The sequence below is a fragment of the Amycolatopsis sp. NPDC004625 genome, assembly GCF_040609695.1.
Classification (GTDB): Bacteria; Actinomycetota; Actinomycetes; order Mycobacteriales; family Pseudonocardiaceae; genus Amycolatopsis.
Genome location: NZ_JBEXKX010000003.1, coordinates 320,551 through 345,481 on the forward strand (window position 1 = coordinate 320,551; position 24,931 = coordinate 345,481).

Sequence of the window (24,931 nt, forward strand, 5' to 3'; positions counted from 1 at the left end):
GACTGTACACCGTGTGTATAGCCGGCGTGTATAGTGATCATCATCCCGGCAACGCCGCGGCCAGGACGGTCCGCAGCGGTGTCGCCGGCCGTCCCAGCAGCTCCTCTAGGTCCGGCCCCACGGCGGCGAACTCGCCACGGCGGGACGCTCGGAACATGCCGAGCAGAAGCTCCGCCCGGTCGGCCGGGACGCCGTGACCGGTCAAGCCGGCCACCCATTCCTCGTCGTCGGCGACGACGCGCCGGACCGGCCGGCCGGCGAGTTCGCCGAGCAGGACGGCGACGTCCCGCAGGTCGAGGGCGACCGGCGCGGTGAGCGGCGGGGTGGGGCCGTCGAACCGGCCCTCGCCGGCGAGGACGATCGCCGCGGCTTCGGCGAGATCGGCGTGCGCCGTCCACGAGACGGGCCCGTCGGCCGGGGCGACCAGTTCGCCGGTCCGCAGCGCGTCACCCAGCAGCAGGGGAACCGTGCTCGCGTAGAAACCGTTGCGCAGCGCGGTGAACGGCGCACCGGCGAGCCGCCGTTCGGTCTCGGCGTGGTCGGCCATCGGGGCGAACAGCGAGTCCGCGGCCGCACCCTGGTGGCTGGTGTACACCACGCGCCCGGCCCCCGCCCGGCGCGCGGCCTCGGCCGCGGCGACGTGGTGCGCCACGGCCTCGTCGCCGCTTCGGTCCGTCGAGACGACGAGCACCTGCGCCGCCCCCTTGAAGGCGTCGGCGAGCGAAGCCGCATCGGCGAAGTCTCCGCGCCGCACGCGGACACCGCGCGCGGACAGCCCCGCCGCCCGCGCGGGATCGCGGACGCTCACGCCGATTTCGGCCGCCGGTACCCGGTCGAGCAGCCGGTCGACGATCCGGGACCCGAGCTGCCCGGTGGCGCCGGTGATGACGATCATGGTGAACCCTCTCTGCTGGTGGCACCGATACTAACCACGTTAGCATCAGCGATACCGAAGTTGCGTTATCACTGGAAGCATCGGCAGCGGTGAGTCATTCCCCCTCCACGGGGGTTACGCGGATCGGGGACATTCTCGCCTGTGGTGTAACAACTTTCGGACTTCCCGCGCCATAGGGGACGGCGCTCGCGCCAGTCCGGTCCCCGCCGTACGAGGAGTTCGTGATGGGTTCTCGTCGTTTCCCGGTTCCGCGAAGATCCAGAAGGTCGAGAGGGTCGACCCGTGCCCTGGCGGTGGGGGTGATCGTGCCCCTCGCCGCGGCGGTGGCCGCCGCGGCACCCGCGGCCGCCGCCGGCGTTCCCGCCGGGTTCACCGACACGGTGGCGATCGGCGGCCTCAGCTCGCCGACCGCCGCCGCGTTCGCCCCCGACGGGCGGGTGTTCGTCGCCGAGAAGAGCGGCCTGGTCAAGGTGTTCGACTCCCTCGCCGACCCGACGGCGACCGTGTTCGCCGACCTCCGCACCCCGACGCAGGACTTCTGGGACCGCGGGCTGCTCGGCCTCGCGGTCGACCCGGCCTTCCCGGCCCGGCCGTACGTCTACGTCTCCTACACCCTCGACGCCGAGCCGGGCGGGACCGCGCCGCGGTGGGGCGACACCTGCCCCACGCCGCCGGGCGCGACCGACCGGGGCTGCGTCGTGACCGGCCGCGTCTCCCGGCTGACCATGGGCCCGGACGGCACCGCCGTCAGCGAGAAACCCCTGGTCACCGGCTGGTGCCAGCAGTTCCCCAGCCACTCGGTCGGCGCGCTGGCCTTCGGTCCGGACGGCGCCCTGTACGCCGGCGGCGGGGACGGCGCCAGCTTCAACTTCGCCGACTACGGCCAGGTCGGCAACCCCTGCGCCGACCCGCCGTCCCCGGCCGGCACGAACCTCACCCCGCCGGCGGCCGAAGGCGGGGCGCTGCGCTCGCAGTCGCCGCGGCGCGCCGCCGGGCAGCCGGTGCTGCTCAACGGCGCACTGCTGCGCATCGACCCCGACACCGGTGACGGGCTGCCCGGCAACCCCTTCGCGAGCAGCACCGACGCCAACGCCCGGCGCATCATCGCCTACGGCTCCCGCAACCAGTTCCGGTTCGGGTTCCGGCCCGGGACGAGCGAGCTGTGGGCCGGTGACGTCGGCTGGAACACCTGGGAGGAGATCAACCGGGTCGCGAACGCCGGCGACGGCGTCGCGGAGAACTTCGGCTGGCCCTGCTTCGAGGGCAACGCCCGCCAGGCCGGCTACGACGGCGCGAACCTCGACCGGTGCGAGTCGCTGTACTCGGCCGGCGGGCAGACCGCGCCCTACTACACCTACAACCACGGCGCCAAGGTCGTGGCGACCGACCCGTGTCCCACCGGCGGCTCCTCGATCAGCGGCATCGCCTTCGAATCCGGCAGCAGCTACCCCGCCGAGTACGCCGGGGCGCTGTTCTTCGCCGACTCCTCCCGCGGCTGCATCTGGGCGATGCAGACGGTGGGCGGCCAGCCCAGCCCGAGCCGCCTGGTGCCCTTCGTGACCGGCGTCAGCACGCCCGTACAGGTGCTCACCGGACCGGGCGGCGACCTGTTCTACGTCGCGCTGGGCAGCGGCGAACTGCGCCGGGTGAGCTACGCCGGCGGCACGAACCGGCCACCGGTCGCCGCAGCCACCGCGACGCCGTCGAGCGGGCCGGCTCCGCTGACCGTCCGGTTCGACGGCACCGGCTCCACCGACCCCGACACCGGCGACACGCTGTCCTACGCGTGGGACCTCGACGCGGACGGCGCCTACGACGACTCGGCGGACCCCCGCCCCACCTGGACCTACACCACCGCGGCGGCGGTCGACGCCGGGCTGCGGGTGACCGACTCGCACGGCGCGACGGCGGCCACGACGGTCCGGGTCACCGTCGGCACCCCGGCCGGGCTCGACCCGGTGCCGGTCATCGACACGCCCGGCCCGGCGCTGACGTGGTCGGTCGGGCAGCCGGTGTCCTTCTCCGGGCGCGCGGTCGACGCCCAGGACGGCGACCTGCCGCCGTCGGCGCTGTCCTGGCGGCTCGCCATCCGGCACTGTGCGGCCAACGGGACCTGTCACACCCACAACGTCCAGGACTTCCCCGGTGTCGCCGCCGGATCGTTCGTCGCACCGGACCACGAGTACCCGTCGTACCTGCAGCTGACGCTGACCGCGACCGACTCGACGGGCCGCACCGGGTCCACGACGATCGACCTGCAGCCGAAGACGGTGACGCTGAACTTCACGTCGAACCCCGGCCAGGCGACGCTGACGGTCGGCGGGACGCAGCAGCGCACCCCGTTCGCTCGGACGGTGATCGCCGGCTCGGCCAACTCGATCAGCGCGGACAGCCCGCAGAACCTGCCGCCGCTGAACCTGAAGTACGCCTTCACCAGCTGGGCGCACGGCGGGGCGCGGACGCAGAACGTCGTCGCTCCGGCGACGGGTGCCACCTACCAGGCGAACTACCGGCTCTGCTGGCTGCTGCAGCCCTGTTGAGCGGGACGACCCGGCGCCGCGCGGCGCCGGGTCACTCGCCGGGGTTCTTCGTCTTCTCGGCTTTCTTCGAAGCTTTCGAGGATTCCTTCGCGGCTTTGGACGATTCCCTGGCCGCCTGCTTGGATTCCTTCGCGGCTTGCTTGTCCGGGTTGTTCCCGACGCCGTTGCCGTTGTTTCCGTTGCCGTTCCCGGGATCCGCCGAAGATTCCCCGGCACCGGTGGCCCCCGCCGACTCTCCCGCCGGCTGTGCGCCGGTCGTCTCCACACCCGGCGCGCCGGGCACCGAGGTGGTCGCGGCGACACCGGACGTCGGCACCCCGCCGCCCGGCGGGACCCCGGCGCGGGAGCCGGCCTGCGGTCCGTTCCGGTCCGGCTGGCTCGTCGTGCCGTCACCGCCGGGAAACGACGGCGAGGGCGCTTCGCTGGACGTGCTAGCGCCGATCGTCACCGTCGTGACCAGGGCCGCGCCCGCGGCGGCCACCTTCGCCGCCGTGGCCCACGACAGCGCCGAGGCGCCGGTGCCGGTGGCCCCGGCGGCGGCGCCGGACGAAGCGAGCGACCCGGTGGCCGACAACCACTGCGAGACGATCGGGACGCCCAGGATGAGCGGGGCCACCGCCGCGGGCAGCTCCGAGTTCAGCTGCCGGAGCCCGGCGGCCAGCTCCCGGCAGTCCGCACAGCGGTCCAGGTGGGCCGCCACCCGGTGCGCCTTGTGGTCGGAGATCCCGTCACGCACGAACTTGGCCAGCTGGCCGGAGACGACCCGGCAGGTGCGCCGCCGCGCGGCGGGGACGTGCTGGTCCAGGTAGGCCTGCCGCAGACCCTCCCGGGCGCGGTAGGCCAGCGCGGCGACCCCGTTCGGCGTCATCCCGAGGTCCTCGGCGATCCGCGCGGGCGGGTCGCCGTCGATCTCGGTCCGCCAGAGCACCGTCCGCCACCGCTCGGGCAGGCTCGCGAAGGCGTCCACGGCGACGGTGGCGTGCAGCCGGCTGCCCACCGGCTCGTCGCTGCCCGCCCCCGGCAGGACGTCCGGGACCTCGGCCACCAGCGAGACGGCCGAGTCGCGCCGGCGCCAGCTGATCATCGTGTTCCGGATGGTCGTCAGCAGGTACGGGCGGAAATCCTCGTCCGGACCCTCGCCGGAGCGCAAAATCCGTAGTACGCGGGTGAATCCTTCGGCGATCAGGTCGTCGCGCTCCGCCTGGTCGGCCGCGATCGCGGCCGCCACCCGGCGGGCGGCGACGAGGTGCCGGTCGTAGAGCTCGCCGTACGCCGCGATGTCCCCGCCGCGCACCGCCGCGATCAAGGCTGCGTCGCTCGGGGCGTCCGTCGTCCCGGCCGCCGCCGGCGCCACTTCGGTCACTTCACTCCCTTGCCGTGCGCATGCACGTGCAGAACGTCCGGAGATACTCGCGCAACGAGTGACACCTGCGCAAGGTTGCGGCGCCGAAAGGACTTCCGGGATTTCTCCGGCCGCGAGCACCCGGGGCGCGGACTTGTCACTTCCCTGAGCGTCGTCCGGGGCGTTCCGCCCGCTTTGCGCGTCCCGCATTGCCGCGGACCGTACCGGCGAGTAGAAGACGAAGGCGGTGGCCACCCGGCCGCCACCTACTGTCCGATGTGGACATTGCGGGGCCCGGAGCCGCTGCGCGAGGTCCACCACCAGAAGGGTTTCCCCATGCGCAGAGCCCTGCTCGTGCTGCTGATCGTGCTCCTGTCTCCGGTGGTGCCGGCCGCAGCCGCCCAGGCCGCACCCACCGCGGCGCCCTCGGTCACGGCGGTGCCCGCGAACGCCGGCCGGGGCCGGCCGGTCAGCGGCGCCCGAGGCGTGCTCGACCTCGCCGCCCGCGGGTACGTCGAAGAGGAGTACCTGCTGTCCGGCCAGGCCGACACGTTCGACCAGGTGGGCCTGTGGACCGACAACGGCCGCTGGGCCACCCGGGTCGCCTCCACCGGCACCCCGTACACCACCCGGATGGTCGTGGTGCGCCCGCGCGACGCCGCCCGGTTCACCGGCACCGTCGTGGTCGAATGGCTCAACGTCAGCTTCGGCGTCGACATCCCGGTGGACTTCTCGCAGTCCTACGAACACTTCACGCGCGAGGGCTACGCCTACGTCGGCGTGACGACCCAGAAAGCCGGGGCCGACAAGCTCAAGAGCCTCGACCCCGCGCGCTACGGCGCGGTGGACCTCGCCGGGGATGCGCTTTCCTACGACGTTTTCGCCCAGGCCGCGCAGGCGGTCCGCACGAATCCGCAGCTGCTCGGCGGCCGCACCCCGGCCGTCGTGCTGGGCACCGGGCACTCGCAGTCCGCGCTGCGGCTGACCACCTTCGCGAACGCGGTCCAGCCGGTGCGCCGGGCCTACGACGGCTTCATGATCCACGGCCGGGCGGCGCTCGCGGCCCCGATCGGCGACGGCGTCGTCGGCCCGCTGTCGGCCCGGATCCGCACCGACCTCGGCGTCCCGGTGTTCGTCCTGCAGTCGGAGACCGACGTCATCGCGTCGGCCTCGGTCCGGCAGGACACCGCGCTGGTGCGCACCTGGGAGGTGGCCGGCACCGCGCACGCCGACCGGTACGGGCTGGACCTGTACAACGCGGCCAACGCCCGGGACCGGTCCATCAACGACGGCGCCCCGACCACCTGCGACAAACCGGTCAACAACATGACCTTCCGGTTCGCGGAGAACGCGGCGTTCCGCTACCTGGACCGCTGGGCCCGCGGCGGCGCGGCCCCGCCCACCGCGACGCCGATCTCGATGCTGCTGAACGTCCTCGTCCTGCGCGACGGCGACCAGAACGCCCTCGGCGGTGTCCGGCTGCCCGACCTCGACGTCCCGGTGGCGTCCTATGCGCCCAACAACAGCGGCGGCAACGTGCCGGGCGCGTGCCTGCTGCTGGGCACGACGACGCCGCTGACGCCGGAGCGGATCCGGCAGCTGTACCCGGACCACGCCACCTACGTCGCCGGGTTCACCGCGGCGGCCGACCGGGCCCTGCGGGCGGGCTACCTGCTCCAGCCCGACCGCGACGAGGCCGTGGCCCGCGCCCAGGCCGCGCCGGTGCCGTGACGACGATCGTCCACAAAGGAATTCAGCGGGCCCGGCCGTCGCCGGGCCCGCTGGAACCCGTTCCCCCTCCACCGCGAGCTGACAAACCGGCGCCCGCCCGCGTATGGTGTCGAAAACAGTAACGTGTTCTAGTTTGATGCCGTGGAAGGACCGGGATGGACGAGCAGGCGATGCGGTACCCCAACCACCTCGGCCACCTGGTGGTTTCCGCGTTGAAGCGGCACCGGGACAAGCCGGTCATGGTGCTGGGCGACACCACGATGACCGGGGGCCGGACCGCCGAGCAGGTCAGCCAGTACGCGCAGGCGTTCGAGGCCCTCGGCGCCGGCACCGGCGCGCCGGTCGCGCTGCTGTCGCTCAACCGGCCGGAAGTCCTGCTCATCATCGCCGCCGGCCAGCTGCAGGGCTCGCGGCGCACCGCCCTGCACCCGCTGGGCTCGCTCGACGACCACGCCTACATCCTCGCCGACGCCGGCATAACCACGCTGATCATCGACCCGGTCCCCGCGTTCGTCGACCGCGCGCTCGGCCTGCTCGAGAAGGTGCCCGGCCTGGCCCAGGTGCTCACCATCGGGCCGGTGCCGGAGCGGCTGGCCCACGTCGGCAAGGACCTGACGGCGGCCGCGGCGACGTTCGAGCCGCGGCCCCTGTCCCCCGCCGTCCTGCCGCCGGACCAGGTCGTCTCGATCACCTACACCGGCGGGACGACCGGCAAGCCGAAGGGGGTCATGGGCACCGCGCAGGCGATGACCACGATGACCCAGATCCAGCTGGCCGAATGGGAGTGGCCGGAGACGCCGAAGTTCCTCATCTGCACGCCGCTTTCGCACGCCGGTGCGGCGTTCTTCGCGCCGACCCTGATCAAGGGCGGGTCCCTGGTCGTGGTGCCGAAGTTCGACCCCGCCGACACCCTGCGGATCATCGAAGAGCAGCGGATCACCGCAACCATGCTCGTGCCCACCATGCTCTACGCGCTGATGGACCACCCGGACTCGCGCACGCGGGACCTGTCGTCGCTGCAGACGGTGTACTACGGCGCCGCGTCGATCAACCCGGTCCGGCTGCGCGAGGCGATCGACCGGTTCGGGCCGATCTTCGCGCAGTACTACGGCCAGTCCGAGGCCCCGATGGCGATCAGCTACCTGGCCAAGGGCGACCACGACGACGCCCGGCTGGCGTCCTGCGGCCGCCCGTCGGCGTTCCTGCGCACCGCGCTGCTCGACGCCGACGGCTCGCCCGTGGCCCCCGGCGAGCCGGGCGAGATCTGCGTCGCGGGCCCGCTCCTGGCGGGCGGGTACTGGAACCTGCCGGAGGTGACGGCCGAGACGTTCCGCGACGGCTGGCTGCACACCGGCGACGTCGCCCGCGAGGACGAAGACGGCTTCTGGTTCATCGTCGACCGCGTCAAGGACATGATCGTCACCGGCGGGTTCAACGTGTTCCCCCGCGAGGTCGAGGACGTCGTGGCCGAGCACCCGGCGGTCGCGCAGGTGGGCGTGATCGGGACACCGGACGACAAATGGGGCGAAGCGGTGACGGCGGTGGTGGTGCTGCGCGAGGACGCCGACGGTGACCTCGAACGGCTCACCGCCGAGATCCAGGCGGCCGTGCGGGAGCGCAAGGGCCCGGTGCACGTGCCCAAACAGGTGATCGTGGCCGCCTCCCTGCCGATGACCGGGCTCGGCAAACCGGACAAGAAGGCCCTGCGCGCCCAGTACGAGCCACGAGGGGCCGCCGTGTAGGGCGTTATACGCCGCGTTGTCACGTTTCGGTCCGCCATCCCGTCCCAGGGGTGTGCAGCCGTCCCGGGTCCCCCGGGCGGCGCCGAGCGGAAGGAACGGACATGAAGGTCGTCGTCATCGGCGGAACCGGTCTGATCGGCACGCGCCTGGTCGCGTGGCTGGGCGAGAACGGTCACGACGCGGTGCCCGCCGCCCCCAGCACCGGGGTGAACACCCTGACCGGCGAAGGGCTGAAGGAGGTGCTGCAGGGCACCGACGTCGTCGTGGACGTCTCGAACTCGCCGTCGTTCGCCGACGACGACGTGCTGGCCTTCTTCCGCACGTCGACCGGCAACCTCGTCAACGCGGCGAAGGAGGCCGGCGTCGGGCACTACGTCGCCCTGTCGGTGGTCGGCACGGACCGGCAGCCGGACGTCGGGTACTTCCGCGCCAAGGTCGCGCAGGAGCAGCTGATCGCCGCGGCGGGCCTGCCGTTCTCGATCGTGCGCGCGACGCAGTTCTTCGAGTTCGCCGGCGGCATCGCCGACGGCTCGGTCACCGACGGCGTCGTGCGGCTGCCCGCGGCCGGCGTGCAGCCGATGGCGGCCGCCGAGGTGTCCGAGGCCGTCGCGCGGGCCGCGACCGGGACGCCCACCGGCGGTATCACCGAGGTCGCCGGGCCCGAGGTGTTCGGCCTCGACGAGTGGGTGCGGACGGTGCTGACCGCGCGCGCCGACCCGCGGCCGGTGGTCACCGACCCGCGGGCACCGTACTTCGGAGCGGTACCAGGGCCGGCGGACCTCCTGCCGGGGCCGGACGCGCGGCTCGCTCGGACCACGCTCGCCGGGTGGCTCGCCCGGCTGTGAGGCGCCGGACGCCGTCGTGGCCGGGATCGGCGTCGAGCACGATGCGGCCCACGTAACCAACACGGGCCGGGTACGCTCAGGGCGTCATACTCAACAAATTGACTATTCGAGGTGCCGATGAGCAGCTTCCGCAAGGCCGTCGAGGCCCGCGATCCCGACGCCATGGCCGCGACGCTGGCCGAGAACGTCGTGTTCCGCAGCCCGGTCGCGTTCCGGCCGTACCCCGGCAAGGCGATCACGGCCGCGATCCTGCGCGGCGTCCTGCGCGTGTTCGAGGACTTCCGGTACGTGCGCGAACTGACCGGCGGCGACGGCCGCGACCACGCCCTCGTCTTCGAGGCGCGGATCGGGGACGTGCGCGTGGAAGGCTGCGACTTCCTGCACCTCGACGCCGACGGCCTGATCGACGAGTTCACGGTGATGGTCCGCCCGCTCTCGGCGGCGCAGGCGCTGGCGGAAGCGATGGCGGCGCAGTTCGAGCAGATCCAGCGCGAAGCACTCAACTAGTTGAGTATGGCACTGCGACACGCGCTGATGGCGGCGCTGCTCGAAGGCGAGGCGTCGGGCTACGACCTGGCGAAGGGGTTCGACGCCTCGGTGGCGAACTTCTGGGCGGCGACGCCCCAGCAGCTCTACCGCGAACTCGACCGCATGGCGGCCGAGGGCCTGGTGCACGCCCGGGTCGTCCACCAGCAGCACCGCCCGGACAAGCGGGTGTTTTCGCTGTCGGAGACCGGCCGCCGGGCGCTGCACGAGTTCACGGCGCGGCCGCCCCGCCCGGGCGTGATCCGGGACGAGCTGCTCGTCCAGGTGCAGGCGGTGGACGTGGGCGACGAGCCGGCGGTCCGGCGCGCGCTGGCGGAGCGGATGGCCCGCGCGGAGACCAAGATCGCCGGGTACGAACGGCTTCGCGCGCGGCTGCTGGACGGCCGGTTCGAGGACGACTACCTCGCCGAGGCCGAGCGGGTCGGCCCGTACCTGACGCTGATGCGCGGCCTGTCGTTCGAGCGGGAAAACCTGCGGTGGTGCGAACAGTCGCTGAAGGTGCTCGACCGCCGGGCGGCACGCTGACCGGCGGTTGTACGGCTCTTGTACGACCACGCCCGACCATGGTCGGCATGCCATTGCACCGACTGACCCAGGCCGCGCTGGCCGCGGGCGTGCTGGCGGGCCTGGTCGCCGCGCCCGCGTCCGCCGCCGCGGCCGCGCCGGCCACACTGCCGGCCGACCAGTACACCCTGACCGCGAACTACAGCCAGTTCGACGCCGTGAACACCGCGCTCGTGTCGACGCTGGGGACCGCGGCCGTCCACACCGTGATGGACAACGCGAACCACGACCGCACCGCGCTGCCGTCGTCGTTCTCCGTCGCCGGGCTCTCGACCGGGTTCCGGTTCGACAGCGGCGACAACTCCGACTGCACCAACTACCCGCAGGGCATCACGACCAGCCGCGACGCGGTCGGGACGGCCGGCGGCGGCAACTACGACGGGCACCAGCTCGTCGCGGTCAGCTGGTACACCAAGGACGGCTGCGACGGCGGCCAGCAGCGCAGCCGGATCACCCTGGTCGACTGGGACGCCGACTACCCGAACGCCTACCGCAAGATCCTGCTGGTCGAGCCGACCGGGACCGCGGCCGCCCCGGACTTCAAGGACATCCCGATCCACGCCGGCGGCATGTCCTGGTACGGCGACTACCTCTACGTCGCCGACACCGGGAAGGGCATGCGCGTGTTCGACATGCGCAAGATCCTCAAGACGAACAGCGGCGGCACCGCCGACCAGATCGGCCACCAGAGCGGCAGCACGTACTACGCCCACAACTACGCCTACGTCCTGCCGCAGGTCGGCACGATCACGTCGAAGACGACGTCGGGCACGAACCTCGCGTGGTCGTCGATCTCCCTCGACCGCGTCAGCAAGTCGATCGTGATGACCGAGTACACCTGCCCGTCCGGCTGCACGGACTACCCGAACCGCGCCCCGCGAGCGATCCGCTACCCGTTCGCCTCCTCCGGCACCTTCGCCGCGACGACGACGGCGAGCCAGGCGCTGCAGCTGCCCTGGTACAAGCTCAACGGCGTCGCCTCGCACAACGGCCGCTGGTGGTTCAACTCCTCCGGCTCGAAGCAGCTCTACTACTGGAAGCCGGCGGCCGCCGCGCAGACCTTCGCCTGGGTCGGCAGCGGCGAGAGCCTCTCGTACTGGGAGGACGACACCAGCGCGGACCTGCTGTGGTCGCTGCAGGAAGGCGCGGGCAACCGCAACGTCTTCGCGGTCACCCAGGCCACCTACGGCGGCGGCTGAGCAGCGGGCCGGGTCCGGGCGGTGACCATCGGGTGAGATCCGGATCACGTCGGCGTGGCTCGACGCGCTGCGCGGGCCCGCTGCTGCCATCCTGTGCCGTCAAGGGACGCTGACGAGAGGACACCGCCGTGGGCATCATCGCCTGGATCGTGCTCGGGCTCATCGCCGGGGTGATCGCGAAAGCCCTCATGCCGGGCAAGGACCCGGGCGGCTGCATCATCACCATCCTGCTCGGCATCGCCGGCGCGTTCGTCGGCGGCTGGATCGGCAAGACGCTGTTCCACACCCAGCTCGGCACGTTCTTCGACCTGCGGACCTGGGGTCTGGCGATCCTCGGCGCCCTGGTCATCCTGGCCGGCTACCGGCTGATCTTCCACCGCCGCGACTGACCGGTGCGGCCGGGGGCACCCGCCCCCGGCCGCACCGGTTCAGTTCAGGCTGACGCCGTAGGCGCTCAGCGCCTCGCCCACCGGCTGGTAGTACGAGCTGCTGCCGCCCTTGCCGGACGTGATGCCCAGGCCGACGCTGCCGGCGAACAGGCAGCCGCCCGAGTCGCCGGGGTTGACCAGCGCGCTGGTCTGGATCAGCTGGGACACCGAGCCCTCGGCGTAGTTCACGGTCACGTTCAGCCGCTGCACCGAGCCCGACGTCAGGTGGGTGGTGCTGCCGCTCTTGCTGATCCGCTGCCCGACGGTCGCGGTGCCGGCGGAGCTGATCCGCTGGGTCGAACCGTTCCACAGCGTGACCGCGCCGGGCGCGCTGCCGGTGGTGTTGCGGATGAGCCCGTAGTCGTTGCCCGGGAAGCTCGAGCCCTGCGACGGGCCGACGTTCCACTGCGCCACCGCGCGGGTGCAGTGGCCGGCGTCCACGATGTAGTTCTGGCCGCCGCGGTTGGTGTTGAATCCGACCGAGCAGCGGACGCCGCCGCCGGTGATCGCCTCGCCGTTGTAGATCGCGGTGTGCAGTTCGCCGGCGACCCGTTCGACGCGGACCCGGTCGCCCAGTGCTCCGGCCGCCTTCAGCAGGGCTTCGGTGCCCTTGGCCGCGTCGGCCACGGTCAGCACGACCTGGTTGGCCGCCGGGTCGAGGCCGATCGCGGTGTGCGTCACCGCGGGCAGCGCCTGCAGGGCGTTCTGCGCGCTCGCCAGCGCGGCCGTGGCGTGCTTGACGAGCCGGGCCTGCGCGCCGGCCTGCTCGGCCTGGCGGGCGGCGGCCTGGTCGAGCACGTTGACCACGGGCTTGGCGGCCGCGTCGAGGTAGCCGTCCGCGGCCCGGGTCCCGAGGGCGGCGGTGACCGCGTGCAGGGTCTCGACACTGGCCGCCTGCGTGCGCAGCAGGGCGACGGCGGCGGACTCGCTGATCCCCGCCTCCGCGGCGAGGGACGCGACCGCGTCGTGCTGCACCGTGGGCGAGTAGCCGTCGATGGTGGTGGCGGTCGCGGTGACCGGGGTGAAGAAGGCGGTGGCCGCGGCGGCGGCCACGAGCGCGGTGGCGGAGCGGGCGAGGAGGTGGTGTCCCGGGGACGTTCTGCGCATGCCGGTAACTCACTTTCGCGGGCAAAGCCGGCGCGCGGGGTGGCCGCGCCGGCCACGGTGGGGGTCGAGCCGACCGGAGGTCCGGTGCGGTCGAGGGTGGGCCGCGGCCCCGGCGGGCGGAACCGACTTTCGTCGGAGAAGGACAAAAGATAGGTACCGGGCAATTCGCCCACGGCGAGTTCGCGCAAAGCAGCCGGGACGCCCGGTCACGCTCCGCTGCTCCGGCGTACGAGTGGTTCCGGGGCCGCCCACCCGGGCGCGGCGTACCGTTTCAAAGACGGACATGGCGCGCTCTCCTCCCCCTCGGGGCGCGCCGTGCCCGCCGGGGAGACGGCATGAACGACCAGCGGAAGGTCCTCGTCCGGGCGGAGTCCCGGCGCATCACCGTCCCGGGCGCCGACGGTGCAACCGAGACGCTCGCCTATCCCGGCGTCACCCTGACCCGCGTCATTCCGGGCACACCGGACGACGAGCTCTGGCTGCCGATGGGCGACCAGCCCAGTGAGGTCGACGACGAAGTGCTGGTCACCGCGTTGCGGGAGGCGTTCCGCTGGGGCTGCGGACTCCCGTAACACCTCCCCCACACGTGTAACGCCGGTTTTTCCGGGTAGGCCTTATCCGAGAAGGAGGGGTCGCACGGTGCGAGTGAATTGGGGCGCGGCGCGCGAACCGGGCTGGGACGTGCTCGACCTGACCGGATCGGGCTCGTCGGGACTGGCCGCCGGCCGCCGCTGGGCCGGGACCAGGCTAGCGTCGCTGGCCGAAGCGGACCGGGTCGACGCGTTGATCGTGGTCGGCGAACTGCTGGAGAACGCCTACATCCACGCCACCGGCCCCTGCCAGCTGCGGCTCCACCTCGCGGCGGACCCGTGCGAGGTGACGGTGGCGGTCACCGACGTGGGCACCGGCGAGCCACGCTTGCGCGTCCCCGGCCACGCGGGCGGCCGGGGCCTGCTCCTGGTCGACGAACTGGCCGAAAGCTGGGGCGTGAGCCACCACGACGACGGCAAGGTCGTCTGGGCACGGCTCGCCTGCGCGTAGCGCCAGTCTCGTCGTGAGTGAGAAACAGTGTTAGAACGCGCCTTAACACTCACGACAAGCCGCGGGAGACCTCCTCCGGCAGGGGCAGCGGGCGGTCCGGGTCGAGGGTCACCCCGCCGGCCCGCAGGGTGTGGTCCAGCATCGCCCAGATCGTGCCGGTGAGCTGGGCGGTCAGCTGGGCCAGGCTGAGCGCGCCCGGGTGGTCGAGCCAGCGGGTCGTCGCCGATTCGACGTAGCCGACCAGGCCGAAGGCGATCGTGTCGGCGGGCGCCGGGTCGAGGCCGAACGCCGTCAGGTAGCCGGTGAACAGGGAACTGAGGTGGCGGGCGATCGCGCCGCGGACGTCGGGGCCGCCCGGCTCGGTGCGCGTGAGGTAGCGGTGCAGGGGGGCGTGCTCGGTCAGCCAGCGCAGGTGCGTCGAGATCACCGTGGAGATCATCTCGTTCGGCGAGCCTTCGGGGTGCCACAGCGGCGCGAGGTCGGCCGTCACCAGCTCGGCCGCGCGCCGGGCGATCGCCCGCTGGAGGTCGGCCGCGCCGTCGAAGTGCCGGTAGAGGCGGGTGCGGGCGACGCCGGCGCGTTCGGCGATCTGCTCGGTCGAGACGTCCGGGCCGTGCTCGGCGATGGCGGCCAGCGCCGCGTCGACGAACTCGGCGCGCCGCCGTTCCTGCTGGCCCGCCCAGCGCGCGGCCCGTCCGTCGACCTTGGTCACGGCGGAAGCCTACTCAGGACCGGCCGGGCGGTGTACGCTCCCGAAGTAGCTAGTACAGCATGTACCCCCTACTTCCGGAGGTGGCCATGGGCGTCGAGGCCCAGGACCGGGACGTCACCGCGGCTCGCCTGCTCAGGAGCTCCGCGAAGAACTCCTACGACCCGTACGTCGACATCGACTGGGACGCGCCGCTCGCCGAGGGCAAGGCGTACATGCCGCTCGAACGCGTCTCCCTCTACGGCACCGGCCTCTGGGCGAAACTGACGCCCGAGCAGCGGATCGAGCTGTCCAAGCACGAGATCGCCAGCATCATGAGCGTCGGCCTGTGGTTCGAGATCGTCCTGATGCAGCTGCTGGCCCGGTACGTCTTCGACCTGGACGCGCGCACCGAGCACGCGCAGTACGCGATGACCGAGATCGGCGACGAGACCCGGCACTCGGTGATGTTCGCCCGCACCGCCGAGCGGCTGGGTGTCCCGCGCTACGGCGTCCCGAAGGTGGTGCACCGCGCGGCGAAGGTGTTCGGCGCGACCGCGGCCGGGCCGTCGATGTTCGCCAGCGTCCTGGTCGCGGAGGAGACCACCGACCGCCTGCAGCGCTCGATGATGGACGACGACGGCATCCAGCCGCTGATCCGCTCGGTCAACCGCATCCACGTGGTCGAGGAGGCCCGGCACGTCCGGTTCGCCAAGGAAGAGGTGCTGCGCGAGACGCCGAAGCTGACGAAGGCGGCGCTGCAGCGCCACCGGCTGCGGACGGCACTGGTCGCGTTCGGCGTGGTCGACAGCATGGTCGACGCCCGGATCTACCGGAGCGTGGGGATCGACCCCCGCGAGGGCCGCGCGGCGGCGCTGGCGAACCCGCACTTCCACGAGACGCGGCGGTGGATGGCCGAGAAGATCGTGCCGTTCCTGCGCGAAGCGGGCCTGGTCGGCGGCCGTTCGGAGTCCATCTGGCGGCGCGCGCACCTGGTCTGAAACCCTTCGCGCGCCACACCGGATTCCGTCAGGATACCCGGGTGATCACCACCAGGACCGCCCGCGAGGACGACGAACCCGTGCTCGCGAAGCTCGACGAACGCACCTGGACCCCGGCCGTCTCCCCCGCCCCGGCACCGCCGGCCGGCACGCCGTTCTTCGCCGAAGGCACGCGCCCCGGGGACGTTCTCGTCGCCGAGCACGACGGGGTGGTCGCCGGGTACGTGCGGCTCGGTGCCGGGTTCGGCATCCCCGCCCACCGGCACGTCCTCGTGCTCGACGGGCTGGCCGTCGACCCGGACCGGCGGCGGCTCGGGATCGCGGGGCGGCTCGTCGAGGCCGCCGTGGCCGAGGCGCGGCGGCAGGGTGCCCGCAAGGTGACGCTGCGGGTGCTCGGGCCGAACACCGGCGCCCGGCGGGTCTACGAACGCTGCGGGTTCGTGGTGGAAGGCGTGCTGCGGGGCGAATTCCGCATCGACGGGACCGACGTCGACGACGTTCTCATGGCCTGCTCGCTCGCTTGACAGCCTCGCGGCGGCTTTGCCATCCTGGACTCGGGCCGAGAGGCGCTGCGACGGAAGCCACTTCCGCCACGCTCGGCCCGGCACACGACTCCAAGGGCGCCTCCCGCGAGGGAGGTGCCTTCTTCTTTGTCCGCAAGGACTTCGACGCCGCCTCCCGAGCGCATCCTCGACGACTCCGGAGTGCGTGCAAGCATGAGTGACAAACTGCAGACCCGAAACGGCCTCGACTTCGCCGTGGCCGACCTCACCCTCGCCGACGCCGGCCGCACCCAGCTGCGGCTGGCCGAGCACGAGATGCCCGGCCTGATGGCCATCCGCCGCGAATACGCCGCCGCACAGCCGCTGAAGGGCGCGCGCATCGCCGGCTCGCTGCACATGACCGTGCAGACCGCCGTGCTCATCGAGACGCTGGTGGCGCTCGGCGCCCAGGTGCGCTGGGTGTCCTGCAACATCTTCTCCACCCAGGACGAGGCCGCGGCCGCGGTCGTCGTCGGCCCCGAAGGCACCGTCGACGCCCCGGCGGGCACCCCGGTGTTCGCCTGGAAGGGCGAGACGCTCGAAGAGTACTGGTGGTGCACCGACCGGCTCTTCGCCTTCCCCGGCGGCCAGGCGCCGAACATGATCCTCGACGACGGCGGGGACGCCACCCTGCTCGTCCACAAGGGAGTCGAGTTCGAGGCGGCCGGCGCCGTGCCGCAACCGTCCGAAGAGGACCCGGAGGAGTACCGGATCATCCTCGACACCCTCCGTGCGAGCCTGGCGGCCGACGGCGACCGCTTCACCCGGATGGCCAAGGAGATCCGCGGCGTCACCGAGGAGACCACCAACGGCGTCAAGCGGCTCTACAAGCTCGCCAAGGACGGCGAGCTGCTCTTCCCGGCGATGAACGTCAACGACTCCGTCACGAAGTCCAAGTTCGACAACAAGTACGGCATCCGGCACTCCCTTGTGGACGGCCTGAACCGGGCCACCGACGTGATGATCGGCGGCAAGCGCGTCGTCGTCTGCGGCTACGGCGACGTCGGCAAGGGGGCGGTGGAGGCCCTGCGCGGCCAGGGCGCCCGGGTCGCGGTCACCGAGATCGACCCGATCTGCGCGTTGCAGGCGGCCATGGACGGCCTCGACGTCGTGGAACTGGACGACGTCGTCGAGACGGCGGACATCTTCATCACCACCACCGGCAACTTCGGCATCGTCTCGGCGGCGCAGATGGGCCGGATGAAGCACAACGCGATCGTCGCCAACGTCGGGCACTTCGACAACGAGATCGACATGGCCGGGCTGGCGAAGCTGCCCGGCGTGGTGAAGAAGGAGATCAAGCCGCAGGTGCACGAGTGGACGTTCCCGGACGGCCACGCGATCATCGTGCTCTCCGAGGGCCGGCTGATGAACCTGGGCAACGCGACCGGCCACCCGTCGTTCGTGATGTCGAACTCCTTCACCAACCAGGCCATCGCGCAGATCGAGCTGTTCGCCAAGCCCGGCGAGTACGCCACCGACGTCCACCGGCTGCCGAAGCACCTGGACGAGAAGGTGGCTCGCCTGCACCTCGACGCCCTCGGTGTGAAACTCACCAAGCTGACGAAGGCCCAGGCGGAATACATCGGCGTCGACGTCGAAGGTCCGTACAAGCTCGATCACTATCGGTACTGACGCAAGATTGCTCCATTCGCCGTAGTTTGGTTTATCGGGAAACTGGCCATCCTCCCGTCGAGAGAAGCGCATCCGCCCGGACGGCACGGAGCCGGGCCGGGTCTCGTGCGAAGGAGTGTGTCAAGTGATCGTTCTCGGTGTAATCCTCCTGATCATCGGGTTCATCGTCGGTATCCCGGTGCTGTACACCATCGGCATCATTCTCGCGGTGGCCGGTGTGGCACTGGCCATCCTGGGCGGCACCGGCCGCCGGATCGGCGGGCGCGCGCACTGGTACTGATCTCGAGACTCCGCCACGGCCTGGCGCGTCAGCAGCAATGCTGGCCGCGCCAGGCCGTTCGGCCTTCCAGCACCGCCACCCCGGCGATCGCCAGTGCGACCGCCGGGTCGGCCCACCACCAGCCGAACAGGGCGTTGAGCAGCAAGCCCGCCAAGAGCACCGCGGAAAGGCAAGAGCAGAGCAAAGTCTGCCGCGAATCCGCGACGGCGCTGGCGGACCCCAGCTCGCGCCCCGCCCGGCGCTGGGCCGCGGAAAGGGCCGGCATCACCGCCAGAGAAACGGCCGCGAGCACGATTCCGGTTCGCGAAGTTTCCGGCACCGTGCCGGTGAAAAACGTTCCGGCTGCTTCCGCCGTCACGTAAATCGCGAGCGCGAAGAACGAAATCGCGATCGCCCGCAGCGCCCGCCGTTCCCGGGCTTCCGGGTCACGGCCGGAGAACTGCCACGCGACCGCGGCCGCCGACGCCACCTCGATCACCGAATCCAGCCCGAAGCCGATCAGCGCGCCGGACGACGCCGCGGCACCGGCACCGAGGGCGAGGACCGCCTCGACGACGTTGTAGGTGATGGTCGCGGCCACGAGCAGCCGCACCCGGCGCACCAGCGCCGCCCGGCGGTCCGGCGCCACCACGGGCGGCGCGCAGCAGCCGTCGGCGCACGTCACCTCGCCCCCACCTCGTCCTCGCACGCGGGCTGCGGTTCGACCGCCAGGACGACCTGGACGAGCTCCCGCAGCGCGCGGGCCAGGTGTTCGTCGGCGATTTCGTACCGCACCTGACGGCCTTCGTAGCCGGCCACGACGAGCCCGCAGCCGCGCAGGCACGACAGGTGGTTCGAGACGTTCGGCCGGCTCAGCCCGAGGTCCGCGGCCAGCCGCCCGGGGTAGGCCGGGCCGTCGAGCAGCGCGGTCAGGATCCGGCAGCGGGTCGGGTCGGCCAGGGCGCGCCCGATCCGGGCCAGCGCCGACTCGCGCGTCTCACAGGTCACCATGCAGTGAACTGTACATCCAAGACTGACGTATCCACAGCGGACACCGCGGAAATGAAGGGGTCCTCCGGCTCCGAGGGGGAGGGAGAGCCGAAGGACCTCGTTAGTGTTAGCACATCGCCAAGCCGGTGTACACAGCTGCATACACGATCGGGTTACGACCTTGACGGCTTCCTGACGCCGTGCCGGCCTTCCCGCCGGGCGCGGAAACCTGGCGGGAAGGCCGGCACGATCCTGGCGGGAGGCTCAGGAAACCCGGCGCAGCAAGGACTTCCGCGGCCCGGCGGCGCAGCCGCACCCGCCGCCGATGCCCTGGCAGTCGACGATCAGCGCGTGCCGGACGCGGTCACCGTCCACGCAGGCCGGTTCGGTGCACTCGGCGAACCCGCGCTCCGGGTGCACCACCAGCGTGCCGTGGCAGTGATCGATCCCCGCGTCACAGGAAGCACACTCCATGTCCGCACCGCCTTCCGCGCTCGTGCACCCCAAGGTAGGACCGGGAAGCACGCGGGCGCGGCAGCCGGGCGGCGTGTCGGCGCAACCACCCGTCCGGGGCGGGCTCAGGCGGGCTCAGGCGGACTTCGGGGCCCGCTTGCGGGCGGCCGGCTTCTTCTTCGCCGGCTTCTCGTCCTCTTCGGACGCATCGGAATCCGAAGAGGACGCCTCCGACGCGGACTGACGCGACTTCTTGGCGGCGTCCACACTGGCCTGGAGGGCGGCCATCAGGTCGACGACGTCGGCCTTGGCGGTGACGGCCGCGGGCTTGGTCGTCTCGTCGCCGGCGACCTTCGCCTCGATCATCTCTTCGAGGGCCTCGCGGTAGTGGTCGTGGTACTTCTCCGGCTCGAACACCGGCTCGGCCAGCGAGTCGATCAGCGACCCCGCCATGGTCAGCTCCTGCGGCCGGATCTGCGGCGGGTCGTCGCGCAGGAACGGGAAGTCGGGTTCGCGGACCTCGTCCGGCCACAGCATGGTCGTCATCACCAGGACGTCGGCGTGCACCCGCAGCACCGCCATGCTCTCCCGCTGCCGGACCGCCACCTTCGCGACGGCCACCTGGCTCGACTTGTGCAGCGCGTCCCGCAGCACGACGTACGGTTTCACCGCGTTCTTCTGCGGTTCGAGGTAGTAGGTCCGGTCGTACTGGATCGGGTCGATCGACTCCAGCGGCACGAACTCCAGCACGTCGATGGTGCGCTGGGTGGACAGCGGCAGCTCGGCCATCTCCGCGTCGGTGATCACCACCATCTCGCCGTCGGGCAGCTCGTAGCCCTTGGCGATCTCGGCGTACGGCACTTCCTGGCCGTCGATCGTGCAGAACCGCTTGTACTGGATGCGGCCGCCGTCGGCCTCGTGCACCTGCCGGAGGGAGACGTTCTTGTTCTCCGTGGCCGCGTACAGCTGGACCGGGATGCTGACCAGCCCGAAGGACACCGAGCCCTTCCACATCGCCCGCATGCCACGTACCTCCGAGGTTGCCTTCACTCTCGGTAGTTACCGTAGCTCGGATCGCCCCCCGGCGACAGTCTGATCTAGACCTCTGCCAGGTATTTCTCCCAGAGTGCGGGGTCCATGAACCAGTGCCGGAAGTCCGCCGGGTCGGTGAATCCGTTGGCGAACCGCCGCGCGACCGCCGGGTTCTGCCCCGCCACCCCGAGGATCTGGAGCACGTGCGGGGGCGGCGGCAGGAGCAGCGCGTTCGTCCATTCGGTGACGTGCCGGGCGTACTCCCAGTAGCGCTCGAACGTCGCTTCCATCCAGGCCGCGTCGAACGGCCGGTCGCCGTGGGAGACGATCGCGTCGAGGTAGGTCGCCGCGCAGTGGCTCGCGTTGTTCGAGCCCTGCCCGGTGATCGGGTCGTTCGCCACGACGACGTCGGCCATGCCCAGCACGATGGCACCGCCGGGCAGGGTGCCGACCGGGTGGCGCACCACCGGCGGGTAGCCGCCCGCGAGGGTCGCCTTCGCGTCGGTCAGCTCCGCCTCGCGGCAGCGGTCGTACTCCCACGGCACGTACTGCCGCATCAGGTCGAGCACGCGCTTGAAGTGCTCGTCCGGGCCCGGGTGGTCGTCGAAGCAGTCCAGCGGCCCGCCGGGCACCCCTTCGAAGAAGAGGATGTCGCAGTTGCCGCTCAGCGTGTACGCCGGGATCATGAACAGCTCGCCGACGCCGGGGACGATGTTGAACCGCACCCCCACCTGGTCCGGGTGCTCCGGCCGCCGCTGCACGCCGTGGGCGTAGACCAGCGAGAGCGCACGCATCGGCCGGGTGTACGGCGACCGCTCGGGCACCCGGTCGAACAGCTGGACCAGCTCCCCCTTGCCGGCCGAGATCACCACCAGGTCGTAGAGCCGCGACAGGGCGTCCAGTTCGGACGTCATCACGCCGTGGATGACGAGCTTGCCGCCGCGGTCCTCGAACAGCTCCAGCCAGCCGGCCATCTTGACCCGCTGGTCGACCGACTGCGCGGGGTGGTCGAGCTCGGCGAACCAGTCGAGCGCGCGGCCGCCGTCCGGCGCGGCCACCGAAACGCCGAGGCCCTCGACGTTCACCGTCCCGGCCTCCCACAGGTTGATCCCGAGGTCGCGTTCGTGCTGCAGCGCGTCGTGGAACATGCACTGCGTCGACATCACCCGCCCGGCCCGGATCTCCTCCGGTGTCCGCGCGGACATCACCGTGACGTCGTAGTCCTTCGCCTGCAGCCCGAGGGCCAGCTGCAGCCCGGACTGCCCGGCGCCCACCACCAGGACCTTGCGCATGGAACTCTTCACCTTCCGGGGTTTCAGGCGTGCGGGGTGCTGCCGGCGAGCTCGCGGCCCGCCGGGCCGGAGAGCACCGCCAGCGACAACGTGTGGCCGACCAGTTCGGTCAGGGTGGCGATCGTCGACGCGCGGTCGCGGGCGTCGCAGGTGACCAGCGGGACGGCCGGGTCGAGGGCCAGCGCGTCGCGGACCTCGTCGAGGTCGTGCACCGGCTTGCCCTCGAACTGGTTGACCGCCACCACGAACGGCAGGTCCGAGTCGTTCTCGAAGTAGTTGATCGCCGCGAACGACTCGTCGATCCGGCTGGTGTCGACCAGCACGACGGCGCCGAGCGCACCGCGGCTCAGGTCGTCCCACAGGAACCAGAACCGCGCCTGCCCCGGCGTGCCGAACAGGTACAGCAGCAGGTCGGGGCGCAGGGTGATCCGGCCGAAGTCCATCGCCACGGTCGTGGTCGACTTGCCACCGGGCGGGATCTCGTCGATGCCTTCCCCGGCCTCGGTCATCCACGCCTCGTTGCTCATCGGCGGCACCTCGGACACCGCACCGACGAAGGTGGTCTTGCCGACACCGAAGCCCCCGGCGACGACGATCTTCGCGGAGATCGTCAGCAGATCGCCCTCAGGCGGGGAGCCGCTTGAGCCCATCAAGGATCCTCTCGAGGACGGTGGTGTCGTGGTGGTAGGCGTGCGCGGTGGGGTGCACGAACACCGCACCCTGGGCGGCGAGGTCGCCGATCAGCACCCGGACCACGCCCAGCGGCAGGTCCAGGCCGACCGACAGCTCGGCGATCGAGCACCGCACCCGCGCGCGTTCGTAGAGCGCGCGGGATTCGGGCATCAGCGTGCCGCTCAGCGCCGGGTCGTACGCCGGCACCGAGACCAGCGTCTCGACCAGCAGCTGGAAGCGGGTGCCGGTGCGGCCGCCGGTGAGGGCGTACGCGCGGATCCGGCGGCTCCGGCGCGGTAACGGGGTGTCCGGTCCGGACACGGGCATCACATCCTGGTCGGGCACGTGGCTCACATCCGGGGCCGGCGGGCGGTCAGCACCTGCCGCAGCTCCGCGCGCACCTCGGGGGTGAGCGCGTGCCCGGCGTTGGTGATGAACTGGGTCATCTCGTAGGCGACCACCTTCATGTCCGCCTCGCCCGAGGTCAGCACCGCGAGCCCGGCACCGGAGCCGATGCCCATGAACAGGAAGTAGCCGTGGGTGAGCCGGATGATGATCTGTTCGCAGGCGCCCTTCCCGAACAGCGCCGCGCTGTTGCCGGCCAGGGAGAGCAGGCCGCTGGCGATCGCGGCCAGCTGTTCGGCCTCGGCCTCGCCGACCGAGTCCGAGGCGGTGAGCGGGAAGCCGTCGACGCTCATGATCAGCGCGTGGCTGACGCCGTGGACCTTCCGCACGAAATCGTCGAGCAGCCAGGTGAAGTTCGCCGTGGCCGGGTGGGGCGTGCTCACCGGGTGGTTCCTCCGGGCGTCTCGTCCTGCCGGGTGCGGTGCTCCGCGAGCGCGGCCTGCTCGCCGTCGGCGAACGCGCCGAGGTCGGCCAGCAGCCGCTCGTGCCCGGCCGCCGGGTCGCCGCCGTCCGCCGGCGGTGGCGGTGGCGCCGGTTCCGGGGCGGCGCCGCGGATGCTGCCGGGCACACGGCGCGGCAGGCCGTGGGCCGTGGTTCCGCCGACGGCCCGCTCGACCGGCCGCGGGCGCGGGGTGGGCCGCCGCGGCGGCGGTTCCGGCTCGTCCCGCGCGCGGCGGCGCGGCAGCACGCCGGTGGCCGGCTCGCGGACGGCCTTGACCGGCTCGATCGGCGCGGCGCCGTCCGGGGCTCCGCCCCGCGCACCCGGAACGGAAACGGTGCGCGTACCCGACCAGGCGTGCTCGGCGAGCTCGGTGACGACGCCGGTCGGCAGCAGCACGGTGGCCACCGTGCCGTGCGGGCTGCGCCGGTCGAGCCGCACGGTGACGCCGTGCCGGGCGGCGAGGCGGGCGACCACGGCGAGGCCCATGTGCCGCGCCGAGGCGTCGTCGAGGTCGCCGCCCGCCGCGAGCCGCGCGTTGAGGTCGCCGATGCGGTCGGCGGGGACGCCGATGCCCTCGTCCTCGATCCGGACGAGCACGCTGCCCTGCTCGGTGAGGTGGGCGCTCACGTGCACCGGCGAACTCGGCGAAGACTGGTTGGCGGCGTTGTCGAACAGCTCCGCCAGCACCCGGCCCAGGTCTTCCGCGGCGAAACCGACGACACCGAGGTTGACCACCCGGCCGATGGTGATCCGGGCGTAGTGGTTGATCGAGGACATCGCCTCGCGCATCAGGTCGAGCACCGAGGTCGCGCGGGCGGCGTCCCCGGCGGTGTCCTGCCCGGCGAGCACCCGCAGGTTCTCGGCGTTGCGGCGCAGCCGGGTGGCGAGGTGGTCGAGCTGGTAGAGCTCGGCGAGGCGGTGGTGGTCCTCCTCCCCCGCCTCCAGCTCCTCCAGCCGGGCGAGCAGCTGGTCGAGCAGGTTCAGATCACGCAGGGCGACGCTGGCGCAGATCTCGGCCAGCACGCCTTCGCCGTCCGGCACCGGGGTGAGGGCCGGCGACAGCTCCGCGATCGCCGGCCCGGCCGCGGGCGCGTGGCCCGGGTGCTTCGGGGGCGCGGTGAGGAACTGCGCGGTGGCCACGCGCGAGCGGTCCAGCAGGACGCGTGATCGATCCAGGAGTTCCCGGGCCCGGCTCGCCATGTGGTCCCACTTCTTCCTTGCTCGGGTACGCGAAACGTCGGTGTGCGCCGACCCCCGGCGGCGATGCGGGACATGCAAGCAGAAAGGTTCGTGGGATGTCCACAGCCGGTCCCCGTACGATCGCGGTGCGTGATCGCGAAGGGCGGGCGTCGCTGCTGGTGAGCGCAGTGGATTAGGCCATTCGGTTCAATTTTGCATTTTGCACCCCGCAACACAGCGCACACGGCCGGATTCCGCAGCCGAGGCCGAACGGACCCGCAAACCAGGCAATGTCCGGTTCGTCCCAAACTTGCGTGCCACGCAATTTTTTGCGGGGCACGCAAGTTTTTCGCTACACTCT

27 protein-coding genes and 1 riboswitch are annotated in these 24,931 nt (G+C 71.9%); of the genes, 14 read left to right on the forward strand and 13 right to left on the reverse strand.

The genetic code is table 11. The features are described 5' to 3' along the window. Positions 1-40: 40 nt before the first annotated feature. Positions 41-895, reverse strand: a complete 855-nt coding sequence (locus tag ABZW17_RS05155) for an NAD(P)H-binding protein (protein ID WP_354809798.1) — start codon at positions 893-895, stop codon at positions 41-43. A 299-nt stretch (positions 896-1,194) separates the two neighbouring features. Here ABZW17_RS05155 and ABZW17_RS05160 point away from each other — a divergent pair, with 299 nt between their 5' ends. After that, positions 1,195-3,435, forward strand: a complete 2,241-nt coding sequence (locus ABZW17_RS05160; RefSeq protein WP_354809800.1) for a PQQ-dependent sugar dehydrogenase — start codon at positions 1,195-1,197, stop codon at positions 3,433-3,435. 31 nt (positions 3,436-3,466) lie between these two features. On the opposite strand, the gene ABZW17_RS05165 is transcribed toward ABZW17_RS05160, so the two are convergent. Further along, positions 3,467-4,798: a sigma-70 family RNA polymerase sigma factor gene (locus ABZW17_RS05165; RefSeq protein WP_354809802.1), complete on the reverse strand. Its 1,332-nt coding sequence runs from the start codon at positions 4,796-4,798 to the stop codon at positions 3,467-3,469. 315 nt (positions 4,799-5,113) lie between these two features. On the opposite strand from ABZW17_RS05165, the gene ABZW17_RS05170 reads away from it, so the two are divergent. The 7 genes from ABZW17_RS05170 (at position 5,114) to ABZW17_RS05200 (ending at position 11,793) form a co-directional block, all read left to right on the forward strand. Then, complete coding sequence (locus tag ABZW17_RS05170; RefSeq protein ID WP_354809804.1) at positions 5,114-6,508, forward strand: alpha/beta hydrolase domain-containing protein; 1,395 nt, start codon at positions 5,114-5,116, stop codon at positions 6,506-6,508. Between the two features lie 155 nt (positions 6,509-6,663). Next, entirely contained in the window at positions 6,664-8,250 is a 1,587-nt protein-coding gene (gene fadD8, locus ABZW17_RS05175; protein ID WP_354809806.1) for a fatty-acid--CoA ligase FadD8, read from the forward strand. Between the two features lie 101 nt (positions 8,251-8,351). Further along, positions 8,352-9,095, forward strand: a complete 744-nt coding sequence (locus ABZW17_RS05180) for an NAD(P)H-binding protein (protein WP_354809808.1) — start codon at positions 8,352-8,354, stop codon at positions 9,093-9,095. Between the two features lie 117 nt (positions 9,096-9,212). Next, positions 9,213-9,602: a nuclear transport factor 2 family protein gene (locus ABZW17_RS05185; protein ID WP_354809810.1), complete on the forward strand. Its 390-nt coding sequence runs from the start codon at positions 9,213-9,215 to the stop codon at positions 9,600-9,602. A gap of 6 nt (positions 9,603-9,608) precedes the next feature. Continuing rightward, positions 9,609-10,166, forward strand: coding sequence for a PadR family transcriptional regulator (locus tag ABZW17_RS05190; protein WP_354809812.1), 558 nt, complete (start codon positions 9,609-9,611; stop codon positions 10,164-10,166). A 47-nt stretch (positions 10,167-10,213) separates the two neighbouring features. Continuing rightward, positions 10,214-11,404, forward strand: a complete 1,191-nt coding sequence (locus tag ABZW17_RS05195) for a hypothetical protein (RefSeq protein ID WP_354809814.1) — start codon at positions 10,214-10,216, stop codon at positions 11,402-11,404. 128 nt (positions 11,405-11,532) lie between these two features. Then, complete coding sequence (locus ABZW17_RS05200; protein ID WP_354809816.1) at positions 11,533-11,793, forward strand: GlsB/YeaQ/YmgE family stress response membrane protein; 261 nt, start codon at positions 11,533-11,535, stop codon at positions 11,791-11,793. A 39-nt stretch (positions 11,794-11,832) separates the two neighbouring features. Here the strand turns inward: ABZW17_RS05200 and ABZW17_RS05205 are convergent, their stop codons facing one another. Continuing rightward, positions 11,833-12,939, reverse strand: coding sequence for a S1 family peptidase (locus ABZW17_RS05205; protein WP_354809818.1), 1,107 nt, complete (start codon positions 12,937-12,939; stop codon positions 11,833-11,835). 335 nt (positions 12,940-13,274) lie between these two features. On the opposite strand from ABZW17_RS05205, the gene ABZW17_RS05210 reads away from it, so the two are divergent. Both ABZW17_RS05210 and ABZW17_RS05215 read left to right on the forward strand, forming a co-directional pair. Further along, complete coding sequence (locus tag ABZW17_RS05210; protein ID WP_354809820.1) at positions 13,275-13,511, forward strand: hypothetical protein; 237 nt, start codon at positions 13,275-13,277, stop codon at positions 13,509-13,511. Positions 13,512-13,578: 67 nt separating this feature from the next. Beyond that, entirely contained in the window at positions 13,579-13,980 is a 402-nt protein-coding gene (locus ABZW17_RS05215; RefSeq protein ID WP_354809822.1) for an ATP-binding protein, read from the forward strand. Between the two features lie 49 nt (positions 13,981-14,029). On the opposite strand, the gene ABZW17_RS05220 is transcribed toward ABZW17_RS05215, so the two are convergent. Continuing rightward, positions 14,030-14,692, reverse strand: coding sequence for a TetR/AcrR family transcriptional regulator (locus ABZW17_RS05220; protein WP_354809824.1), 663 nt, complete (start codon positions 14,690-14,692; stop codon positions 14,030-14,032). 86 nt (positions 14,693-14,778) lie between these two features. On the opposite strand from ABZW17_RS05220, the gene ABZW17_RS05225 reads away from it, so the two are divergent. The 4 genes from ABZW17_RS05225 (at position 14,779) to ABZW17_RS05240 (ending at position 18,126) form a co-directional block, all read left to right on the forward strand. Beyond that, a complete protein-coding gene (locus ABZW17_RS05225) occupies positions 14,779-15,669 on the forward strand; it encodes a diiron oxygenase (RefSeq protein WP_354809908.1) in 891 nt (296 codons plus the stop codon). 41 nt (positions 15,670-15,710) lie between these two features. Further along, complete coding sequence (locus ABZW17_RS05230) at positions 15,711-16,193, forward strand: GNAT family N-acetyltransferase (protein ID WP_354809826.1); 483 nt, start codon at positions 15,711-15,713, stop codon at positions 16,191-16,193. 31 nt (positions 16,194-16,224) lie between these two features. Beyond that, a riboswitch (S-adenosyl-L-homocysteine riboswitch) is annotated at positions 16,225-16,302 on the forward strand. A gap of 83 nt (positions 16,303-16,385) precedes the next feature. Further along, complete coding sequence (gene ahcY, locus ABZW17_RS05235; RefSeq protein WP_354809828.1) at positions 16,386-17,846, forward strand: adenosylhomocysteinase; 1,461 nt, start codon at positions 16,386-16,388, stop codon at positions 17,844-17,846. 124 nt (positions 17,847-17,970) lie between these two features. Further along, a complete protein-coding gene (locus ABZW17_RS05240; RefSeq protein ID WP_086678182.1) occupies positions 17,971-18,126 on the forward strand; it encodes a hypothetical protein in 156 nt (51 codons plus the stop codon). 28 nt (positions 18,127-18,154) lie between these two features. Here ABZW17_RS05240 and ABZW17_RS05245 read toward each other — a convergent pair whose 3' ends face one another. The 9 genes from ABZW17_RS05245 to ABZW17_RS05285 form a co-directional block, all read right to left on the reverse strand. Next, positions 18,155-18,790: a cation transporter gene (locus ABZW17_RS05245; protein ID WP_354809830.1), complete on the reverse strand. Its 636-nt coding sequence runs from the start codon at positions 18,788-18,790 to the stop codon at positions 18,155-18,157. Then, positions 18,787-19,116, reverse strand: coding sequence for a metalloregulator ArsR/SmtB family transcription factor (locus tag ABZW17_RS05250; protein ID WP_354809832.1), 330 nt, complete (start codon positions 19,114-19,116; stop codon positions 18,787-18,789). Before ABZW17_RS05250 ends, ABZW17_RS05245 begins: the two co-directional genes overlap by 4 nt. Before the next feature lie 243 nt (positions 19,117-19,359). Continuing rightward, on the reverse strand, positions 19,360-19,569 hold the full coding sequence (locus ABZW17_RS05255; RefSeq protein ID WP_354809834.1) for a hypothetical protein: 210 nt from the start codon (positions 19,567-19,569) through the stop codon (positions 19,360-19,362). 114 nt (positions 19,570-19,683) lie between these two features. Further along, entirely contained in the window at positions 19,684-20,571 is an 888-nt protein-coding gene (locus ABZW17_RS05260; protein ID WP_354809836.1) for a Ku protein, read from the reverse strand. Between the two features lie 74 nt (positions 20,572-20,645). Then, complete coding sequence (locus ABZW17_RS05265; RefSeq protein WP_354809838.1) at positions 20,646-21,872, reverse strand: styrene monooxygenase/indole monooxygenase family protein; 1,227 nt, start codon at positions 21,870-21,872, stop codon at positions 20,646-20,648. A gap of 23 nt (positions 21,873-21,895) precedes the next feature. Then, complete coding sequence (locus ABZW17_RS05270; RefSeq protein WP_354809840.1) at positions 21,896-22,522, reverse strand: ATP/GTP-binding protein; 627 nt, start codon at positions 22,520-22,522, stop codon at positions 21,896-21,898. Then, positions 22,497-22,871, reverse strand: a complete 375-nt coding sequence (locus tag ABZW17_RS05275; RefSeq protein WP_354809910.1) for a DUF742 domain-containing protein — start codon at positions 22,869-22,871, stop codon at positions 22,497-22,499. The genes ABZW17_RS05270 and ABZW17_RS05275 overlap by 26 nt, the downstream gene beginning before the upstream one ends. 23 nt (positions 22,872-22,894) lie before the next feature. Then, positions 22,895-23,332 carry a roadblock/LC7 domain-containing protein gene (locus ABZW17_RS05280; RefSeq protein ID WP_354809842.1) on the reverse strand — a complete coding sequence of 146 codons (438 nt, stop codon included), beginning with the start codon at positions 23,330-23,332 and terminating at the stop codon, positions 22,895-22,897. Then, positions 23,329-24,591 carry an ATP-binding protein gene (locus ABZW17_RS05285; RefSeq protein WP_354809844.1) on the reverse strand — a complete coding sequence of 421 codons (1,263 nt, stop codon included), beginning with the start codon at positions 24,589-24,591 and terminating at the stop codon, positions 23,329-23,331. The genes ABZW17_RS05280 and ABZW17_RS05285 overlap by 4 nt, the downstream gene beginning before the upstream one ends. Between the last annotated feature and the right edge of the window lie 340 nt (positions 24,592-24,931).

Bases quoted from the DNA above. Each gene is read 5' to 3' on its own strand.
- ABZW17_RS05155 (WP_354809798.1), bottom strand. From the start codon at position 895: ATGATCGTCATCACCGGCGCCACCGGGCAGCTCGGGTCCCGGATCGTC.
- ABZW17_RS05170 (WP_354809804.1), top strand. From the start codon at position 5,114: ATGCGCAGAGCCCTGCTCGTGCTGCTGATCGTGCTCCTGTCTCCGGTG.
- fadD8 (WP_354809806.1), top strand. From the start codon at position 6,664: ATGGACGAGCAGGCGATGCGGTACCCCAACCACCTCGGCCACCTGGTG.
- ABZW17_RS05180 (WP_354809808.1), top strand. From the start codon at position 8,352: ATGAAGGTCGTCGTCATCGGCGGAACCGGTCTGATCGGCACGCGCCTG.
- ABZW17_RS05185 (WP_354809810.1), top strand. From the start codon at position 9,213: ATGAGCAGCTTCCGCAAGGCCGTCGAGGCCCGCGATCCCGACGCCATG.
- ABZW17_RS05190 (WP_354809812.1), top strand. From the start codon at position 9,609: ATGGCACTGCGACACGCGCTGATGGCGGCGCTGCTCGAAGGCGAGGCG.
- ABZW17_RS05195 (WP_354809814.1), top strand. From the start codon at position 10,214: ATGCCATTGCACCGACTGACCCAGGCCGCGCTGGCCGCGGGCGTGCTG.
- ABZW17_RS05205 (WP_354809818.1), bottom strand. From the start codon at position 12,939: ATGCGCAGAACGTCCCCGGGACACCACCTCCTCGCCCGCTCCGCCACC.
- ABZW17_RS05210 (WP_354809820.1), top strand. From the start codon at position 13,275: ATGAACGACCAGCGGAAGGTCCTCGTCCGGGCGGAGTCCCGGCGCATC.
- ABZW17_RS05225 (WP_354809908.1), top strand. From the start codon at position 14,779: ATGGGCGTCGAGGCCCAGGACCGGGACGTCACCGCGGCTCGCCTGCTC.
- ahcY (WP_354809828.1), top strand. From the start codon at position 16,386: ATGAGTGACAAACTGCAGACCCGAAACGGCCTCGACTTCGCCGTGGCC.
- ABZW17_RS05250 (WP_354809832.1), bottom strand. From the start codon at position 19,116: ATGGTGACCTGTGAGACGCGCGAGTCGGCGCTGGCCCGGATCGGGCGC.
- ABZW17_RS05255 (WP_354809834.1), bottom strand. From the start codon at position 19,569: ATGGAGTGTGCTTCCTGTGACGCGGGGATCGATCACTGCCACGGCACG.
- ABZW17_RS05260 (WP_354809836.1), bottom strand. From the start codon at position 20,571: ATGCGGGCGATGTGGAAGGGCTCGGTGTCCTTCGGGCTGGTCAGCATC.
- ABZW17_RS05265 (WP_354809838.1), bottom strand. From the start codon at position 21,872: ATGCGCAAGGTCCTGGTGGTGGGCGCCGGGCAGTCCGGGCTGCAGCTG.
- ABZW17_RS05270 (WP_354809840.1), bottom strand. From the start codon at position 22,522: ATGGGCTCAAGCGGCTCCCCGCCTGAGGGCGATCTGCTGACGATCTCC.
- ABZW17_RS05275 (WP_354809910.1), bottom strand. From the start codon at position 22,871: ATGCCCGTGTCCGGACCGGACACCCCGTTACCGCGCCGGAGCCGCCGG.
- ABZW17_RS05285 (WP_354809844.1), bottom strand. From the start codon at position 24,591: ATGGCGAGCCGGGCCCGGGAACTCCTGGATCGATCACGCGTCCTGCTG.